Raw genomic sequence first — 18,464 nt, forward strand, 5'->3', positions numbered from 1 at the left:
ATGGCTGTCGAAACCACCACCCGGGCCAAGCTCCGCTGGGGTCTGCTGGACGTCGTCGTGGTCGTCTTCGCGCTGATCCCGGTGCTGTGGATCGCGTCGCTGTCGTTCAAGACGCCGGCCACCCTCACCGACGGCAGGTTCTGGCCCCGCGAGTGGACGCTGGACAACTACCGGACGATCTTCGCCACCGACCAGTTCGTCCGGGCCCTGGTCAACTCCATCGGCATCGCGTTGATCGCCACCGTGATCGCGGTGGTGCTCGGCGCCATGGCCGCGTACGCGATCTCCCGGCTGGACTTCCCCGGCAAGCGGCTGCTGGTCGGCGTCTCGCTGCTGATCGCGATGTTCCCGCAGGTGTCGCTGGTCTCGCCGCTGTTCGACATCGAGCGGCAGCTCGGCCTCTTCGACACCTGGCCGGGCCTGATCCTGCCGTACATCACCTTCGCCCTGCCGCTGGCGATCTACACGCTGTCGGCGTTCTTCAAGCAGATCCCGTGGGACCTGGAGAAGGCGGCGAAGATGGACGGCGCGACCCAGGGCCAGGCGTTCCGCCGGGTGATCGCGCCGCTGGCCGCGCCCGGCCTGTTCACCACGGCCATCCTGGTCTTCATCTTCTGCTGGAACGACTTCCTCTTCGCCATCTCGCTGACCTCCACCGAGCGGTCCCGCACGGTGCCGGTGGCGCTGTCGTTCTTCACCGGCGAGTCGCAGTTCGAGGACCCCACCGGGGCGATCTGCGCCGCCGCCGTGGTGATCACCATTCCGATCATCCTGTTCGTCCTCTTCTTCCAGCGCCGCATCGTCTCCGGCCTGACCTCCGGCGCCGTCAAGGGATAGGTGATAGTCGTGGCTGACATCGTGCTCGACAAGGTGAGCAAGAAGTTCCCGGACGGGACGGTCGCGGTGGCCGACGTCGACCTGGAGATCGCCGACGGCGAGTTCGTCATCCTGGTCGGCCCGTCCGGCTGCGGGAAGTCGACCACCCTCAACATGATCGCCGGGCTGGAGGACATCAGCTCCGGCGAGCTGCGGATCGGCGGGGAGCGGGTCAACGACAAGGCGCCCCGGGACCGGGACATCGCCATGGTCTTCCAGTCGTACGCCCTCTACCCGAACATGACCGTCCGGGAGAACATGGCGTTCCCGCTGCGCCTGGCGAAGCTGGACAAGGAGACCATCAACACCAAGGTCGAGGAGGCGGCGAAGGTCCTGGAGCTGACCGCGCTGCTGGACCGCAAGCCGGCCAACCTCTCCGGCGGCCAGCGGCAGCGGGTGGCGATGGGCCGGGCGATCGTCCGGCAGCCCAAGGCGTTCCTGATGGACGAGCCGCTGTCCAACCTGGACGCCAAGCTGCGCGTGCAGATGCGCACGGTGGTCTCCCGGCTGCAGAAGCAGCTCGGCACCACCACCGTCTACGTGACCCACGACCAGACCGAGGCGATGACCCTCGGCGACCGGGTGGTCATCATGCGCGGCGGCGCGGTGCAGCAGGTCGGCCCGCCGCAGGAGCTCTACGACCACCCGCGCAACCTCTTCGTGGCCGGCTTCATCGGCTCGCCCTCGATGAACTTCCTGCACGCCGTCGTCGAGGAGGGCGCGCTGCGTACCGCGCTGGGCGAGGTGCCGCTCGGTGACCGGGTCCGGCGCGAGCTGGAAGGGGCCGACGCCCCGCGCGAGCTGATCCTCGGCATCCGGCCGGAGCACTTCGAGGACGCCGACCTGGTCGACGAGGACACCCGCCGCCGCGGCATGGAGTTCGAGGCGCCGGTGGAGATCGTCGAGTCGATGGGCTCGGACAAGTACGTCTACCTCACCGTCGAGGGGGAGCGGGCCACCGCCGCCGAGCTGGAGGAACTGGCCGCCGACGCCGGCGCTGCCGACTTCACCGGGGCCGGGGCGAACCTGGTGACCCGGCTGTCGGCGGAGTCGCCGGTGGTGGAGGGGGAGACCCGCCGGGTCTGGTTCAACCTGGAGAAGATCCACCTGTTCGACCCGGCGAACGGCCGCAACCTCACCCTGCACGAGGGCCGGGCGGCCGGCGCGCTGGCCGACTGACGGTACGACCGAGCGGGCGGGTGGGTCGGAACCGACCCACCCGCCCGTCGTGCGTCAGGCGTCAGCGACGTCGCCGGCTGGGCTCCGGGATGTCGGCCTCGACCTGCTCCCGCCGGATCTGCTCGTCGACGGCCCGCTGGTCGACCACCTCGTCCTTCGCCAGGCGGACGCGCTCCACCGGGACCGTCTCCTTGCTGACCACCGGCCGCTCGGCGCGCAGGGTCATCTCCTGCTGGGCCTCGCCGATGTCGCCGCGGACGTTGCGGGCATCCCCGGCGGCGATCGGCTCGCGCTCCACGTACACCTCGTCGTGCTCGACCGGCACGGTGGTGTGCACGTCCTCGGAGACGACGTACTTGCGCAGCCGCGCCGTGCCGGCGGGCTGGCTCTCGGTGCCGACCCGCAGGCGCTCCTCGGACCGGATGAGGTCCTCACCGGCGCCCGGCGCTCGCCCGCGCTCCCGCGCCGGCGGAGCCGGCTGCGGCGCGAGCTGATAGTGCCGGTAGAGCTGCTCGACCTGCGCCGTGCTGAGCGGCTCGTCGGTGTCGGCGTCCACGACGGGGGCGTTCTTCACCGTCGACTTGTCGTAGTCGACGGCGAGCCCGTCGCCGGCGATCCGGGCCTTCTGCAGCGGAGCCATCTGCTCCTTCGTGCCCATCACCCCGGTCTTCACGCTGACCCAGGTCGGCTCGCCGGCGTTGTCGGCCCAGATCTGACCCACGCTGCCGATCTTCGACCCTGAGCGGTCCGTGACGTTCTGTCCGTACAGCGAACTGACCTGCTGTGCGTTGAGCTTCATGGACCGTACCTCCCTCTGTCTTCAGCCCGCGGATACCCGACGGGCCGGAGCGGATTCGTCACCGGCCCGCCGAATAGGAGCAGGGGGTGGAAGCTGGGGCGGGTGATGCCGGTGAGGCTCGCGGGCGCCCGAGCACGCTCCGGGACGCCCGGGGCGTCAGGCGGCCCAGTCCACCCGCAGTGGCAGGCCAAGGAAATCGGCGTAGCCGGCCAGCGCCCGCTCGACCCGGGCCCGCTCGGCGTCCAGCGGCACCAGCGGGCGGACCGTGACGGTGACCGCGTCCCGGCCGACGCTGCGTTTCCAGGTGCCGACCACCCGCCCGTCCCGCACGATCGTGGGCTGGAAGACGCCGTTGCCGCCCGGCACTATCGCGTCCTTGTGTGCCGGGTCGAGCATCAGCGAGCGGTCCTTGTAGCCGAGCAGGTACTCGTCGAAGCCGGGCAGCACCAGCAGGTCGCCCAGCGGCGCGCGGGGCGCGTCGAGCAGGGCCGCGTCGACCACCATCGCCGTCCCGTCCACCCGCACCTGGGCCAGCGCGTCGCCGGCCGCCGCGAGGCCCCGGCGCGCGTCGGTGAGGGTCAGCCCCGTCCAGCCGGCGAACTCCCGGTCGGTGGTCGGGCCGTGCCCCCGCACGTAGCGGCGGGCCAGGATGGCCAGCGCCTCGTCGCGGTCGGGCCGGTGCGGCTCCGGTGCCCACTCGTCGAGCAGGGCGAACGTCTGCTCGGTGCCGACGTTCGGGGCCAGGCAGGTGACCCCGCGCACGCTCGCGTACCAGAGCAGGTGGTAGCCGCGCTGTCCGGCGGTGCCGATCCCGGCGGCCTCCAGGGCGGCCAGGCATTCGGCGCGGGTGAGCCGGCCGCCGCCGGCCAGCGCGCCGCCGAGCACGTCGGCCGCCCGCTCCACGTCGGCCGCGGTGAGGTCGAGCTGGGCCCAGCGGGTCGCCGCGCCGGCCAGCGAGCGGACGCCGGTCAGCTCCAGCATCCAGCGGGCGTCGCGGGGCGGCACCAGGTGCACGGTGCCCCGCATCGGCCAGGTGCGCAGCGCCTCCCGCCGCTCCAGCGCGGCGTGCACCGCGGCGTGGTCGTGCCCGGGCAGCCGGACCCCGAGCGACCACATGCCGCTGGCCAGATCCTGCGCCTGCATGGCGCCGAACCACTCCACCACCTCGGCCACCGTGGCCGGGGCGGCGGCCGGGTGGGGACGGAGCAGCAGGCTGGTCAACCGCAGCGCCAGCGCGTCGGTGGCGGTGAGCAGGTGCACGGGGCGGCCCTTTCCGGTCGGCTGGGCGTCAGCGTAGGCGCCGGCACCGACGTTTCCGGGCGCCGCCGCTGCCGCCGCGGGCGAGGCATGACGGCCGGCGGAACGGGGATGCGGCCGTGACGGGGGCGCGCTCCGCGCCCGAAGGGAGCGACATGACAGCGTCCAGCGAGCCGGTGCGGGGCACCGGCGCACCGGCCCGGGCCGGCCGGACCGGCACGGCGGCCAAGACCAGCGCGGCGGCCACCTTCGCCCTCGTGTTCGGGGTGGCCGCGCTGATCAGCGTGCTCACCGTGATCCTGTCCTGGGTCGGCCTGCTGCTCGGCATCATCGGCGTCGTGCTCGGCATCGTGGGGCTCCGGATGGCCCGCCGCCCGGGGGTGACCGGCCGGGGCGTGGCCATCGGCGGCCTGGTGCTCAGCGCGCTGGCGGTGCTGATCGGGCTGGCGTTCGGCGCCGGGATCACCACCTTCCTCAACAACGAGGCGGCGGTGGACCGGATGCAACAGCAGGTCGACGACCTGCGCGACCGGCTCGAATGACCGTTCGGGCCGGACGGTTCGGGGCGGTGGCCCCCTGATCGCGCTACGCCAGCGCCGTTGCCGGCGGAGCGCGATCCCCCGTTCAGGTTTCCCGGTGCGACGGGGGCCGCCGGTCGCGCCGGTGCCACCAGGATCCCTGGCCGGCGGCCGGCTCGGCACCGGTTCACATCGGAACTTGCGGAAATCTTGAGCCGCGACAAGGGTTCCGGTTCAGAGCCGCCGGTGCATGACGAGCAGGTCGACGAGGCCGTCCCGTGGGTGCCGGAACGCCTCCGGCACCCGGCCGACCACCTCGAAGCCGAGCGAGCGCCACAGCGCCACCGCCCGGGTGTTCGTCGCCACCACCGCGTTGAACTGCATGGCCCGGTAGCCCTGCGCCCGGGCCAGCGTCAGCACGTGCTCGCCGAGCGCCCGCCCCACCCCGCGGCCGGCGGCGGCGGGGGCGACCATGAAGCTGGCATTGGCGACGTGGTCGCCCGGCCCGAGCTGGTTGGGGGTCAGCTTGGCGGTGCCGAGCACGGTGCCGTCCGGGTCGACCGCCACCACGGTCCGGCCCGGCTCCGGCACCAGCCACATCGCCCGGGCCCGGTCCTCGTCGACGTCGCGGGGCCAGGTGTACGTCTCCCCGGCGGCCACGATCTCGCGCAGGAACGGCCAGATCCGTGGCCAGGCGTCGGTGGTGGCGGGTCTGATCTCCATGCCCCCAGCATCGCCCGCCCGCGCGGCCCGACCGCACCCGGGGCCGGCCGTGCCCGTACCCGCCCGGGCGTCGTTTGCCGGGGCTTTTGTCGGGTAGTCGCCGGAGCTGGCCCGAGACGAGGAGGGACCCTTCGATGGCTGACCGGACCAAGGTCGCGGTGATCTACTACAGCGCGACCGGCATCACGTACCAGATGGCACAGGCGGCCTGCGAGGCCGCGGGCGACGCCGGCGCCGAGGTACGGCTGCGGAAGGTGCACGAGCTGGCGCCGGACGAGGCGATCCGCTCCAACTCGGGCTGGCACGCGCACGCCATGGAGACCCAGGACGTGCCCGAGGCGTCGCTGGACGACCTCTCCTGGGCCGACGTCGTCATCTTCGGCACGCCGACCCGGTACGGCGTGATGGCCGCCCAGCTCAAGCAGTTCATCGACACCACCGGCCCGTTGTGGTCGCAGGGCGCCCTGGTGAACAAGGTCTATTCGGCGTTCTGCTCGACGGCCACCTCGCACGGTGGGCAGGAGTCCACCCTGCTGTCGCTGTTCAACGTCATCTACCACTGGGGCGGAGTCGTGGTCACCCCCGGCTACACCGAGGCGAGCCAGTTCGTCGGCGGCAACCCGTACGGCGCCTCGCACACCAGCAACAACGGGGAGACCGCGCCGGACGACATCGCGCTCACCGCCACCGCGCTGACCGCCCGCCGGGCGGTGCAGCTCGGTACCGCGGTGAAGAAGGGCCTGGCCGCCTGACCGGGCCAGCGGACCTGCTCGTCGGGGGCGCGGAAACGGGCCGGTGACCGGTGGCCCGGGCGGGGGCTCTCGGGCCCGTCCGGACCACCGGCACCGCCTGCTCTACCCCGGTGGGCCCGCCGTCACGCCGGCTCGGCGGCCGGCAGGTGCGCGGCAAGCAGCTCGGTCAGCAGCTCGTCGAGCACGGCCAGCCCGTCCGGGCTGAGCACCGACTCGGGGTGGAACTGCACCCCGGCGAAGCCCGGGCCGCGGAGCGCGTGCACCGCGCCGTCCGCCCCGTCCCGGGCCAGCAGCACCGGCCCGTACCGGGTGGCCAGCCGGTCGTCCTCGGCGCGGGCGGTGAAGCTGGAGTAGAAGCCGACCCGGCGCGGCACGCCGAAGAGGGTCACCTCGCGTTGCAGCCCCTGGTACGGCGCGTCCCGGCGGTGCAGGGTCAGCCCCAACAGCCCGGCCAGCAGCTGGTGGCCCAGGCAGACCGCCAGCGTGGGCCGGCCGTCGGCCAGCAGGCCGGTGAGCAGCCCGCGCAGCGCACGCATCTTCGGGTCGGTGCCGCTGCCCGGGTCGCCCGGGCCGGGGCCGACCACCACCAGGTCGTGCCCGTCGAGCGGGCCGGGGGTGTGCCAGGGGCGTACGGTCACCGCCAGGCCGAGCGCGCCCAACTGGTGGGCCAGCATGCCGGTGAAGGTGTCCTCGCCGTCGACGATCAGTGCCCGCCGGCCGGTCAGCCCGGGCCGGCCGGTCGCGCCGGGCGTGCGCTGGTCCAGCCAGAACCGGGCCAGCGGCGCGTTGCGGGCGGCGAGCGCGGCCCGCACCTCGGGGTCCTCGGCGAGCGGCTGGTCCGGGCCGGGACGCGCCGGGACGGCGCTGTCGTGGCGTGCCGCCGGCCGCGGGCCGGGTGCCGGCGCCTGGGGGCCGAGCCCCAGCGCGGCGAGCACGCCGGCCGCCTTGGCGTGGGTCTCGGCCACCTCGCCGGCGGCGGTGGAGTGCCGGACCAGGGTCGCCCCGACCGGCACCCGCAGCTCGCCCGCCGGGCTGATCTCCGCGGTCCGGATCAGGATGGGCGCGTCCAGGGTCTGCCGGCCGGCGTCGTCGTGCCCCAGCAGGGCCAGTACGCCCGCGTAGTAGCGCCGCCCGGTGCGCTCGTGCCGGGCGATCACCCGGCAGGCGTTCTCCATCGGGCTGCCGGTGACGGTGGGCGCGAACATCGTCTCCCGCAGCACCTCGCGGACGTCCTTCGAGCCCCGGCCGGCGAGCAGGTACTCGGTGTGCGCCAGGTGGGACATCTCCTTCAGGTACGGCCCGACCACCTGCCCGCCCCGCTCGGCCACGGTGGCCATCATCTTCAGCTCCTCGTCCAGCACCATGTACAGCTCCTCCACCTCCTTGGGGTCGGCGAGGAAGCGCAGCAGCGCGGCGCGGTCCGGGGCGGCGCCGTAGCGGAAGGTGCCGCTGATCGGGTTCATCATCACCAGGCCGTCGTCGACGCTGACGTGCCGCTCGGGGCTCGCTCCGACCAGCACCCGGCCGCCGGTGTGCACCAGGAACGTCCAGTACGCCCCGCGCTCGCCGAGCAGCAGGCGGCGCAGCGCGGCCAGCGCGGCGCGCAGCGGCGGACCCTGCACGGTGGCCCGCAGCGTCCGGTGGATGACGAAGTTGGCCCCCTCGCCCCGGCCGATCTCCTCGGTCAGCACCCGGCCGACGGTGGCCGCGTACTCGTCGTCGTCCACGTCGAACCCGGCGCCGGTGGTGACCACCGGCTGGTCCGGCAGCGCGGCGAGCGCCTCGGCCAGGGTCACCCGTTCGTGTCGCTCGACCAGCAGGCACTCCAGCGGCATCCCGTCGTCCACGCAGGCGAAGCCGCGCTCGGTGACCTGCCGGTAGGGCACCAGCGCCAGCGTGCGCGGTCCGGGCGGGCCGGCCGGCAGCGGCACGTCGGCGAGCCGGTCGACGGCGCGCACCGGGCCGGCGTACAGGTCCAGGTGGTCGGCGCCCTCGCGGCGGACGAGCGCGAACGGGCCGGGGTCCGCGCCGCGGGCGACGGCGGCGAGCAGGTCGGACAGGTGGGTCATGGTCTCTCCTCGGGCCGGGTGCCGTCCGGCGGGACGGCCCGGGGGCCGGAGCAGACCGGCGGCCGCCTCGACGGGCGGCCGCGTGGGATGGCTACGCGCGGGGGATGGCCGCCGGGTCGGCGGGCCACCAGCAGGTCAGTCGCGCGAGCATGCGACCACCCTACGCGGTGGGCCGGCCGGCGGGAAGCCGATCGGGCGTACGCCGTTGCGCCAGCGCTTCGCCGGCCAGCTCAGCGGGTACCTTGACCCGCGATGAACATTCTCGCGCTCGACCTGGGCACCTCGTCGGTACGTGGGCTCGTGCTGGACCCGGAGGCCCGGCCGTTGCCGGGTGCGCTGGCCCGGCGCCGGGTGGAGCTGATGGTCGGCGACGACGGCACCGGCACCCTGGACGGCCCCCGCTACCTGGCCTGCCTGGTCGAGTGCCTGGACGAGCTGGCCGCCGGCGGCCACCTGCGGGACGTGTCGCTGGTGGCGACGAGTGCGCAGTGGCACTCGGTGGTACCGGTGGGCGCCGACGGCGTGCCGCTGGGGCCGGTGCTGACCTGGTTGGACACGCGACCGGAGGCGCTGCCCGGCGCGTCCGGGCCGGCCGACCCGGACGAGTACCACCGGCGCACGGGCACGTGGTGGCACCGCTGCTACTGGTCGATGCGGCTGCCCTGGCTGCGGGAGCACACCGGCGCACGGATCGCCCGGTTCCTCGGCCTGCCCGAGTACGTGCTCGGCGAGCTGCTCGACGCCGCGCCCATGTCGATGTCCCAGGCCTCCGGCACCGGCCTGCTGGACCTGCGGACGATGGACTGGGACCCGGAGGCCTGCGCGCTGGCCGGCAGCCGCCCCGCCGGCCTGCCCGAGCTGGCCCCGGTCTCCTGGCGGGGCCGGCTGCGGCCGGCGTACGCGCGGCGCTGGCCGCAGCTCGGCGACGCGCCGTGGGCCGGCCCGGTGGGCGACGGGGCGGCGGCGAACGTCGGCTCCGGCTGCGTCGGGCCGGACCGGGCCGCGGTGACCGTCGGCACCTCGGCGGCGGTCCGCCTGGTGCAGCGGGTTCCGGCCGGAGCGGCGCTGCCCCCGCTGCCCGAGGAGCTCTGGCGCTACCGGGTCGACCACGACCACGTGGTGACCGGCGCGGCCTACTCCTCCGGCGGCAACCTCTTCGCCTGGGCCCGGCGGGAGCTGCGGCTGCCCGAGGGCGTCGAGCTGGATGCCGCCCTGGCCCGGCTGCCGGCCGACGGTCGCCTGCCGGTGAACGTCCGCTTCGGTGGGGACCGGCCGCCGGGCCTGGTGCCGGCCGGCTCGGGCGAGCTCCGCGGGCTGAGCTTCAACACCAGCGCGGTGGACATCCTGGCCGCTCTGATGCGGGGCCTGTGCGACCTGGTCGCCGAGAACCTGACGGTGCTGGAGTCCACCGTCGACGGACCGGTCGAGGTGGTGCTGGGCGGGGGAGCGGTGACCGCCTCGCGGTGGTGGCGCTCGGCGTTCGCCGCGGTGCTCGCGCCCCGGCCGGTGTGGCACGGCAGTAACCCGGAGATCGGCGCCAGCGGCGCGGCGCTGGTGGCGTCCGGCCGGGTCGACGACGCCGCCCGACTCGCCGACATCAGCCGGACGGATGAGAGCCCCTCACCCTCCTGAGTCGCACCTCAGCCCGGCCCGTTGACACAGCTCGCGTGCCTGATTGGATGGACTGCGCTCCCCGGGTCGCGGCGGACGCGGGGAACGTAGGAGGCAGGTGTGGGCGCAGGGCCGGACCGGGCGCACGGCGCGGTGTCCAGTCACCGCCGGCGCCGGTTCGACGTCCGGGTCGTGCCGCACCGACGCCGCTCGCCGTTCCGGCTGCGCGACTGGCGGATGCGGACCAAGCTCGCCACCGTGCTGGTCGTCCCCTCGGTGGCGTTCCTCGTGCTGGCCGGCGTGCAGACCGGCGCGCTGGTCAACCAGACCACGGCGCTGAGCGACTTCGCCGAGCAGGTGGGCATCGGCCGGGAGATCACCGCCGCGGTGCACCGGCTCCAGCAGGAGCGCGACCGGGTCGCCGGTGAGCTGGCCGAGCTGCGCCGGGCCGGCGCGGGCGGCGACCGGGACGTCGCCATCGCCGCGCTGAAGCCGCTGGAGGCCGCCACCGACCAGGCGATGCGGGAGCTGCGCCAGGCGGCCGAACCGCTGACCGACGCCGACGCGTCCTGGCGGGTCGCCTTCTCCGAGGCGCTCGAGGCGTACGACCAGGTGGTCTACATCCGGGCCGCGGTGCCGCCGGCGGTGCTGGGCAGCGACACCATCCTGAGCAACTACCACCGGGCGATCGACGTGCTGCTCAACCTGCTCGCCGAGCCCTCGCCCGGCGACGACCACCCGGCGCTCAGCGACGCGGTGCTGCGCTACGTGCAGCTCGCCCGGGTCAAGGAGCTCTCCTCCCGGGTGCGCGCCGAGCTCTACGAGGCCGCCCGGGCCGGCCGGTACGACGTGGAGGACCAGGTAGCGCTGAGCGACCTGCGTGCCCAGCAGTTGACCGCGCTCGGCGCGTTCCGGGTCGCCGCCACCGCCGAGCAGATCCGCCGCTACGACCAGACCTCGGTGGATCCGGAGTTCCTCGCCGCCACCCGGCTGGAGGAGCGCAGCCTGCCGGGCGACGGCGAACCGCAGGTGCTGCCCGCCCCGGAGTGGTGGGCGGCCAGCGAGGACCGCCAGGAGCTGCTCCGGCAGTTCGAGGTGTCGGTGCTGGACGACGCGGTCCGGCAGGCCGACGGCGCGAGCAACGGCCAGCTGCGGACCACCCTGCTGGTCGCCGGCGCGATCGTCACGGTGCTGCTGTTCGCGCTGCTCATCTCCGTCCTGGTGGGACGCTCGGTGGCCCGGTCGATGCGGCTGCTGCGCAGCCAGGCGTTGCGGATCGCCCAGGTGGAGCTGCCCGACGCGCTGGACCGGCTGCGTACGGTCACCGGGGGCGTGCCGGCCATCGACGTGGCGCCGGCCGTGGTCCGCTCCCTCGACGAGATCGGCGAGCTGGCCGAGGCGTTCGTCGCGGTGCACCGCAGCGCGGTCAGCGTCGCCGTCGAGCAGGCCACCATGCGCCGCAACGTCAACGGCATGTTCGTCAACCTCGCCCGGCGCAGCCAGGTGCTGGTGGAACGGCAGCTGGAACTCCTCGACGACCTGGAGCGGGAGGAGAGCGACCCGGACCAGCTGGAGAACCTGTTCAAGCTCGACCACCTGGCCGCCCGGATGCGGCGCAACGACGAGAGCCTGCTGGTGCTGGCCGGCACCGAGTCCACCCGGCGGTGGAACCGGCCGGTCCGGTTGGCCGTGGTGCTGCTCGCCGCCGGCGCCGAGATCGAGCAGTACCAGCGGGTGCGGCACGAGTCGGTGGCCGAGCTGCACGTGGTCGGGCACGCCGTGGGGGAGGTGGTGCACCTGCTGGCCGAGCTGCTGGAGAACGCCACCGCCTTCTCCCGGCCGGACACCGTCGTCCGGGTCACCGCCCGGCCGGAGGGCCACGGCGCGGTGATCGAGATCGCCGACCAGGGCCTGGGCATGAGCCCGACCGCGTTGGCCGAGGCGAACGCGGTGCTGGCCGAACCACCGGCGGCCGACGTCGCCGCCGTCGAGCGGATGGGCCTGTTCGTGGTGAGCCACCTGGCCGCCCGCCACAAGATCGAGGTACGGCTGCACGCGAGCGCGGACGGGCTGACCGCCCGGATCCGGCTGCCGCGCGAGCTGCTCGCCCCGGACCCGGGGCCGGAGCTGGACCCGCCGGGGGCGTCCCGGATGCTCACCGGCGCGATCGCCGCCGCGAACCGGGCCCGCCCGGTCGAGCTGCCGGTGGCCGGTCGGCGCCCCGATCCGGCCGTGCCCCGGTCGAACCGGCCGGTGCCGGTCCGGGCCGAGGACGTGCTCGCCCCGGCCGCGGCGCCGGTGCCGGACGGCGGCGGCTGGTGGTCCCGGCGCGGCCCGGCGACGACCCCGTCCGGGGACGGCTTCCCCGTCCCGCCGCCTGTCCCGGTGACCGGCGGCACCAACGCCCGCGGCCTGCCGGTCCGGGTGCCGATGGCGCAGTTGTCGGCGGTCACCCGATCGGCCCGGCCCGAGCAGCAGCCCATCCGTCACGAACCGGATCCGGACGCGGTCGGCGGGATGCTCTCGCGGCTCTACAGCGGCGTGCGCCGGGCCGAGGCCGAGGAAACCCGAGAGATACCCATGCCGCGCGGCGGCGTGCCCACCGAAGGGGGACGACAGTGACGACGACGTTGAGCCAGGAGGCTCGCGACCTGAGCTGGCTGGTCAGCGCGTTCGCGCAGCGGGTGCCGGGGGTGGCGCACGCGGTGGTGGTCTCCTCCGACGGGCTCCTGGTCGCCATCTCCGACCACCTGCCCCGGGACCACGCCGACAAGCTGGCGGCGGTCACGTCCGGACTGATGAGCATCACCGCGGGCGCGGCCCAGATGTTCGACGGCGACGTGGTCAAGCAGACGGTGGTCGAGATGGGGCGCGGCTACTTCCTGGTCATGCAGGTGCGCGACGGTTCCATCCTGGCCACCCTGGCCGGCGCGGACGCCGACATCGGCGTGGTCGGCTACGAGATGGCGCGGCTGGCCAAGCAGGCGGGGGAGATGCTCACCCCGGCGCTGCGCGCCGAGTTGCAGCAGGCGCTGCCCCGCTGACGCGGGCGGTCGCGCGCCGCCGGACCCCCGTGCCGGGCCCCGGCGACGCGCGTCCCGGATCCCCACCGGCCCCCGCCGACCGGGCCGGTGGTCGCCGCGACGGTCAGAGACCGTTGCGGGCGATCACCGTGCGGTACCAGTGGGCGCTGCGCTTGAGCACCCGACGCTGCGTCGGGTAGTCCACGTAGATCAGGCCCCAGCGCTGGTCGTAGCCCTCGGCCCACTCGAAGTTGTCCAGCAGCGACCAGACGTGGAAGCTCTCCAGCGGCACGCCGGCGCCGATCGCGCGGTGCGCGGCGGCCAGGTGGTCGCGGAGGAAGTCGATCCGACCGGCGTCGTCGACGGTGCCGTCGGGGCCGAGCGCGTCCGGGGTGGGCAGGCCGTTCTCGGTGACGGTGAGCGGGATCGGGCCGTAGTCGCGGGTGACCCGGGTCAGGATGTCGTACATGCCGTCGGGGTAGATCTGCTGCCAGTCGGCCTCGGAGGTGGGCCACCGGCGCACCGTGCCGCCGTCGGCGGTGACGTAGATCGGCGTGTAGTACTGCACGGCGAGCAGGTCGACCGGGGTGGAGATGACGGCCAGGTCGCCGTCGTGGATGCCCCGCACCATCCGGCTGTCCGGGCCGAGGTCGGCCAGCACGTCGTCGGGGTAGCGACCGCGCAGGACGGAGTCGAGGTAGAGCCGGTTCTCGTACCCGTCGTAGAGCCGGGTGGCGGCGGCCGCCGCCGCGGAATCGTCGGCGGGGTAGCAGGGGTGCAGGTTGAAGGCGGGACCGATCCGCCCGGCGCGGTCCGCGGCGCGCAGCGCCTGGACGGCGAGTCCGTGGGCGAGCTGGAGGTGGTGGGCGACCAGGTACGCGGCGGCCGGGTCCTGCCGGCCGGGGGCGTGGTGCCCGGAGAGGTAGCCGTTCTGCACGACGGTCTTCGGCTCGTTGATGGTCAGCCACACCGGCACCCGGTCGCCGAGGGCGCGGAAGACGGCGTCGGCGTAGTCGGCGAAGCGGTGGGCGACGTCCCGGGACTCCCAGCCGCCGGCGTCCTGGAGGGCCTGGGGCAGGTCCCAGTGGAACAGCGTGGCCATCGGCGCGATGCCCCGCTCGTGCAGCCCGTCGACGAGGCGACGGTAGAAGTCGAGGCCCCGCTGGTTGGGCGCGCCGGTGCCGTCGGCCTGGATGCGCGGCCAGGAGATGGAGAACCGGTAGCTGCGCAGCCCCAGGTCGCGCATCAGGTCGAGGTCGTCGCGCCAGCGGTGGTAGTGGTCGGCGGCCACGTCCCCGGTGTCACCGTTGCGGACCCGGCCCGGGGTCCGGCTGAAGGTGTCCCACACCGACTCGCCGCGGCCGTCCTCCTTGGCGGCGCCCTCGATCTGGTACGCGGAGGTGGCCGCGCCCCAGCCGAAGTCCGGCGGGAAGCGCAGCGGCCCGGCGGGCGCGCCGGCGCTGTCCGTCCGCGGGTCCGTGGCGCCCTCGTCCGGGTCGTCGCAGCCGCCGGCGGCGCCCACCACGGCGGCGGTCGTGGTGGTGCCCAGCCCGGCGGCCGTGGCGGAACTGGCGGAGAGCGCGGCGCGGCGGAGCAGGTGCCGCCGGGTGAGTGTCGACATGGATTCTCCTCTGATGGTGCGTGGCCGCCGCGGGTGCCGGGAGCGCTCCCAGCATAGTCACGCGTTGCCAGCCGGTCATCCGCCGGCCGGGGCGGGACGGGGTCCCGGGCCGTGGCGGCGGCGATCGGGGATGGCGGAGCGGGAGGGTGCGGCGCGCGCCGGTGGGTGTGCCGCGACCGAGCCGGGGCGCGGGTGGCGCGCCGGCCGAGGCGCCGGTGGGGCGCCGGGGGGCTGGCGAGGCGGGGGAGGCGCGGACGGAGGCGGCTGTGGCGGCGTCGCGGTCGGTCCGATCGGCCTCTTTCCCCGTCATGAAGGGGGGTTTAGTGTGGGGACGGGGGAGGGCAACCCCCGTCCCCACCGTTGCAGTGCACGCACGAGCGGATTTGGCGTCCCTGTCGTGCGTGTCGCGCGGGAGCCGGGCCACGCGAGTGGCTGAGGATCCACCTCCCTCCGCTGGGTGGGACGTTGGCTGGCGGCGGCGTCCGGGCTGGCCCGCCGTCAGCCTTCGGGCTGGTCCCGGGGTCCGTCCGCGGACTCGCCCCAGGTCGATCTTGTTGGTGGAACTTTGTCGATGGAAGCGCTCCCATCGACGATGCTTGCGACTGTAACGCCCGTCACGGCTTTGTGAAAGCCCCAAAACGAGATCGAAACATCTGACTGCCCGGGACGGGTCGTGCTTGTTGTGGGAGCGCTTCCATGACACACTGTCGATCGACCGCGTCGCGGAGCCAGCGCGCGAGAGCGCGGGTCGCCGAGGGCATCCGGCAGGTCCGGCACGGCACCCGAGCCAGCCGGCGAACGCCGCCCGAGCAGGGGCGTCGACGCCGTACCCCGCCCGGGCCGGGGGCCACCACCATCCCGGGCGCCCGGATCCCCGTCGTCGGGGCGGGCGCCTCGCCGGGGTTTCGAGCCCCCGGCCTGGTCCGAGGAGACACCGCGCACATGAGAAATCTGGCACGACGTCGCCGGCTGGCGATGGTCGCGGTCACCGCGCTGGCCGTCGGCGGGGTCACCCTGCCGGCCGGCGCCGCGCAGGCCGCCCCGGCCTGCGACGTGGTCTACGCGACCAACGACTGGAACACCGGCTTCACCGCCAACGTCACCATCAGGAACCTCGGCGACCCGATCAACGGCTGGACCCTGAAGTTCACCTTCCCCGGCAACCAGCGGGTCACCCAGGGCTGGTCGGCCCGGTGGAGCCAGACCGGCAACGAGGTCACCGCCACCAACGAGGCGTGGAACGGCAACCTGGGCACCGGAGCCAGCACCAGCATCGGCTTCAACGGCTCGTACAGCGGCAGCAACCCGAAGCCGACCTCGTTCTCGGTCAACGGCGTCACCTGCGGCGGCACGCCGCAGCAGCCCCCGACGGTCGGGCTGAGCGTGCCCGCCGGCCCGTTCGAGGCGCCGGCCGACGTGCCGCTGACCGCCACCGCCAGCGACCCGGACGGCACCATCAGCAAGGTCGAGTTCTACCGCAACGGCCTGCTGGTCAACACCGACACCACGGCCCCGTACGGCTACACGCTGGAGGACCTGCCGGCCGGCGACTACACCGTCCAGGCCAAGGCGTACGACAACGCCAACCTGACCGCCACCGCGGAGCGGGCCTTCACGGTGACCCCGGCCAGCGGGCCGGTGCTGGTGGCCACCCCGTCCTCGGTGAGCGTGACCGAGGGCGCCAGCTCCACCGTCAACCTCAAGCTCAGCGCGGCCCCGACGGCCAACGTCCCGGTGACCGTCGCCCGCACCGGGGACGCGGACATCACCGTCGCGCCGAGCACCGTGACGCTGACCCCGAGCAACTGGAACACCGGGGTGAACGTCACCGTCGCCGCGGCGGAGGACGCCGACACCGTCGGCGGCACCGCCACCCTCACCGCCTCGGCCACCGGGTACGCCCCGCTGGCGATCACCGCCACCGAGATCGACAACGACACCCCCGGCGGCGACAACGAGTACGTCGAGCGGTTCCTCACCCAGTACGGCAAGATCAAGAACTCCGGCTACTTCAGCCCGGAGGGCGTGCCGTACCACTCCATCGAGACGCTGATCGTCGAGGCGCCCGACCACGGCCACGAGACCACCTCCGAGGCGTTCAGCTTCTGGCTGTGGCTGGAGGCCCAGTACGGCCGGGTCACCCAGAACTGGGCCCCGTTCAACAACGCCTGGACGGTGATGGAGAAGTACATCATCCCGTCGCACGCCGACCAGCCGACTGCCGGCGCGGCGGGCACCCCGCAGTACGCCGCCGAGCACGACCTGCCCAGCCAGTACCCGTCCCAGCTGGAACCGTCGGTGTCGGTCGGCCAGGACCCGCTGCGCAGCGAGTTGCAGTCCACCTACGGCACCGGCGACATCTACGGCATGCACTGGCTGCTCGACGTGGACAACACCTACGGCTACGGCCGGTGCGGCGACGGCACCAGCCGGCCGGCGTACATCAACACCTTCCAGCGCGGCACCCAGGAGTCGGTGTGGGAGACCGTGCCGCAGCCGTCCTGCGACACCTTCGCCCACGGCGGCCGGTACGGCTACCTGGACCTGTTCATCAAGGAGTCCAACGCACCGGCGAAGCAGTGGAAGTACACCAACGCCCCGGACGCCGACGCCCGCGCGGTGCAGGCCGCCTACTGGGCGCTGACCTGGGCCAAGGAGCAGGGCAAGGCGGCCGACGTGGCGGCCACCGTGGCCAAGGCCGCCAAGATGGGTGACTACCTGCGCTACGCGATGTTCGACAAGTACTTCAAGAAGATCGGCAACTGCGTCGGCCCCACCACCTGCCCGGCCGGCACCGGCCGGGACTCCGCGCACTACCTGATGTCCTGGTACTACGCCTGGGGCGGCGCGTACGAGACGAACCAGAACTGGTCCTGGCGGATCGGCTCCAGCCACAACCACTTCGGCTACCAGAACCCGTTCGCGGCCTGGGCGCTGACCAACGTGACCGAGCTGAAGCCGAAGTCGCCCACCGCGGTGGACGACTGGACCAAGAGCTTCGAGCGGCAGTTGGAGTTCTACACCTGGCTCCAGTCCGCCGAGGGCGGCATCGCCGGCGGCGCGACCAACAGCTGGGGTGGGCACTACGGCCAGCCGCCGGCCGGCACCTCCACCTTCTACGGCATGTTCTACGACGTCGACCCGGTCTACAACGACCCGCCGTCCAACCAGTGGTTCGGCATGCAGGCCTGGTCGATGCAGCGGATCGCCGAGCTCTACCTGCAGACCGGCAACGCGCGGGCCAAGGCGCTGCTGGACAAGTGGGTGCCGTGGGCGATCGCCAACACCACGCTCGGCACCAACTGGTCGATCCCGTCGGACATGACCTGGAGCGGCCAGCCGACCACCTGGAACCCGACCAACCCGCAGCCCAACACCAACCTGCACGTCGAGGTCACCACGCGGGGCCAGGACGTCGGCGTCGCCGCCGCCTACGCCCGCACCCTCATCGCGTACGCGGCCAAGTCCGGCAACACCGCGGCGAAGAACACCGCCAAGGGGCTGCTGGACGCGCTGCACGCGGCCAGCGACGCGCAGGGCGTCTCCACCACCGAGAAGCGCGGCGACTACCGCCGCTTCGACGACGTCTACGACGCCGGCACCGGCCAGGGGCTCTACATCCCGCCGGGCTGGACCGGGACGATGCCCAACGGCGACGCCATCGCCGCCGGCAAGAGCTTCGTCGACATCCGTTCCTTCTACAAGAACGACCCGGCCTGGCCCAAGGTCCAGGCGTACCTGAACGGCGGCCCCGAGCCGACCTTCAACTACCACCGGTTCTGGGCGCAGGCCGACGTCGCCATGGCGTACGCCGACTACGGACACCTGTTCCCGAACGGCTGAACCGGCGTCCCGGGTGGACGGCGCGGTCGTCCACCCGGGAGCCGATCGGGCGGCGGGAGCAGACCCCGAGCCCGGTCGGCGAGGCGGCCTGACGCCCACGGTCAGGCCGGGGTGGGCCGGCCATCCGGCCGACGCAGCGGGTCGGTCGGCCCACCCCACCGCCCGGACACCGCGCGGCTCGAAAAAGCCCGAA

General features: G+C 73.8%; 13 protein-coding genes. 8 read left to right on the forward strand and 5 right to left on the reverse strand.

The window, feature by feature from the left end; translation table 11 throughout:
* Complete coding sequence (locus SM577_RS16835; protein ID WP_302920281.1) at positions 1-837, forward strand: carbohydrate ABC transporter permease; 837 nt, start codon at positions 1-3, stop codon at positions 835-837.
* 9 nt (positions 838-846) lie between these two features.
* Positions 847-2,055: an ABC transporter ATP-binding protein gene (locus SM577_RS16840; RefSeq protein ID WP_302920280.1), complete on the forward strand. Its 1,209-nt coding sequence runs from the start codon at positions 847-849 to the stop codon at positions 2,053-2,055.
* A gap of 61 nt (positions 2,056-2,116) precedes the next feature.
* Here SM577_RS16840 and SM577_RS16845 read toward each other — a convergent pair whose 3' ends face one another.
* Together SM577_RS16845 and SM577_RS16850 are read right to left on the reverse strand one after the other, a co-directional pair.
* Complete coding sequence (locus SM577_RS16845; protein WP_302920279.1) at positions 2,117-2,854, reverse strand: YsnF/AvaK domain-containing protein; 738 nt, start codon at positions 2,852-2,854, stop codon at positions 2,117-2,119.
* A gap of 156 nt (positions 2,855-3,010) precedes the next feature.
* Positions 3,011-4,114: a winged helix DNA-binding domain-containing protein gene (locus SM577_RS16850; protein ID WP_474587301.1), complete on the reverse strand. Its 1,104-nt coding sequence runs from the start codon at positions 4,112-4,114 to the stop codon at positions 3,011-3,013.
* 152 nt (positions 4,115-4,266) lie between these two features.
* Between SM577_RS16850 and SM577_RS16855 the strand changes: the two genes are divergently transcribed.
* Positions 4,267-4,653, forward strand: coding sequence for a DUF4190 domain-containing protein (locus SM577_RS16855; protein ID WP_302920277.1), 387 nt, complete (start codon positions 4,267-4,269; stop codon positions 4,651-4,653).
* Between the two features lie 210 nt (positions 4,654-4,863).
* On the opposite strand, the gene SM577_RS16860 is transcribed toward SM577_RS16855, so the two are convergent.
* Positions 4,864-5,352, reverse strand: a complete 489-nt coding sequence (locus SM577_RS16860; RefSeq protein ID WP_474587302.1) for an N-acetyltransferase family protein — start codon at positions 5,350-5,352, stop codon at positions 4,864-4,866.
* Between the two features lie 134 nt (positions 5,353-5,486).
* Here SM577_RS16860 and wrbA point away from each other — a divergent pair, with 134 nt between their 5' ends.
* Positions 5,487-6,104 (forward strand): NAD(P)H:quinone oxidoreductase, encoded by a 618-nt coding sequence (gene wrbA, locus SM577_RS16865; RefSeq protein WP_302920275.1) that lies wholly within the window; start codon positions 5,487-5,489, stop codon positions 6,102-6,104.
* A gap of 122 nt (positions 6,105-6,226) precedes the next feature.
* Here wrbA and SM577_RS16870 read toward each other — a convergent pair whose 3' ends face one another.
* Positions 6,227-8,173 (reverse strand): chorismate-binding protein, encoded by a 1,947-nt coding sequence (locus SM577_RS16870; protein ID WP_474587303.1) that lies wholly within the window; start codon positions 8,171-8,173, stop codon positions 6,227-6,229.
* Between the two features lie 252 nt (positions 8,174-8,425).
* Between SM577_RS16870 and SM577_RS16875 the strand changes: the two genes are divergently transcribed.
* From SM577_RS16875 to SM577_RS16885, 3 genes are all read left to right on the forward strand, one after another.
* Complete coding sequence (locus tag SM577_RS16875; RefSeq protein ID WP_474587304.1) at positions 8,426-9,805, forward strand: FGGY family carbohydrate kinase; 1,380 nt, start codon at positions 8,426-8,428, stop codon at positions 9,803-9,805.
* A gap of 99 nt (positions 9,806-9,904) precedes the next feature.
* Complete coding sequence (locus tag SM577_RS16880; RefSeq protein WP_474587305.1) at positions 9,905-12,406, forward strand: sensor histidine kinase; 2,502 nt, start codon at positions 9,905-9,907, stop codon at positions 12,404-12,406.
* A complete protein-coding gene (locus SM577_RS16885) occupies positions 12,403-12,828 on the forward strand; it encodes a roadblock/LC7 domain-containing protein (protein WP_088993029.1) in 426 nt (141 codons plus the stop codon). Before SM577_RS16880 ends, SM577_RS16885 begins: the two co-directional genes overlap by 4 nt.
* 103 nt (positions 12,829-12,931) lie before the next feature.
* Here the strand turns inward: SM577_RS16885 and SM577_RS16890 are convergent, their stop codons facing one another.
* Positions 12,932-14,428, reverse strand: coding sequence for a GH1 family beta-glucosidase (locus SM577_RS16890; protein ID WP_474587306.1), 1,497 nt, complete (start codon positions 14,426-14,428; stop codon positions 12,932-12,934).
* Between the two features lie 951 nt (positions 14,429-15,379).
* On the opposite strand from SM577_RS16890, the gene SM577_RS16895 reads away from it, so the two are divergent.
* Complete coding sequence (locus tag SM577_RS16895; protein WP_474587438.1) at positions 15,380-18,271, forward strand: glycoside hydrolase family 48 protein; 2,892 nt, start codon at positions 15,380-15,382, stop codon at positions 18,269-18,271.
* The last annotated feature ends 193 nt before the right edge of the window (positions 18,272-18,464 follow it).

It is taken from the genome of Micromonospora desertarenae (genome assembly GCF_056150265.1).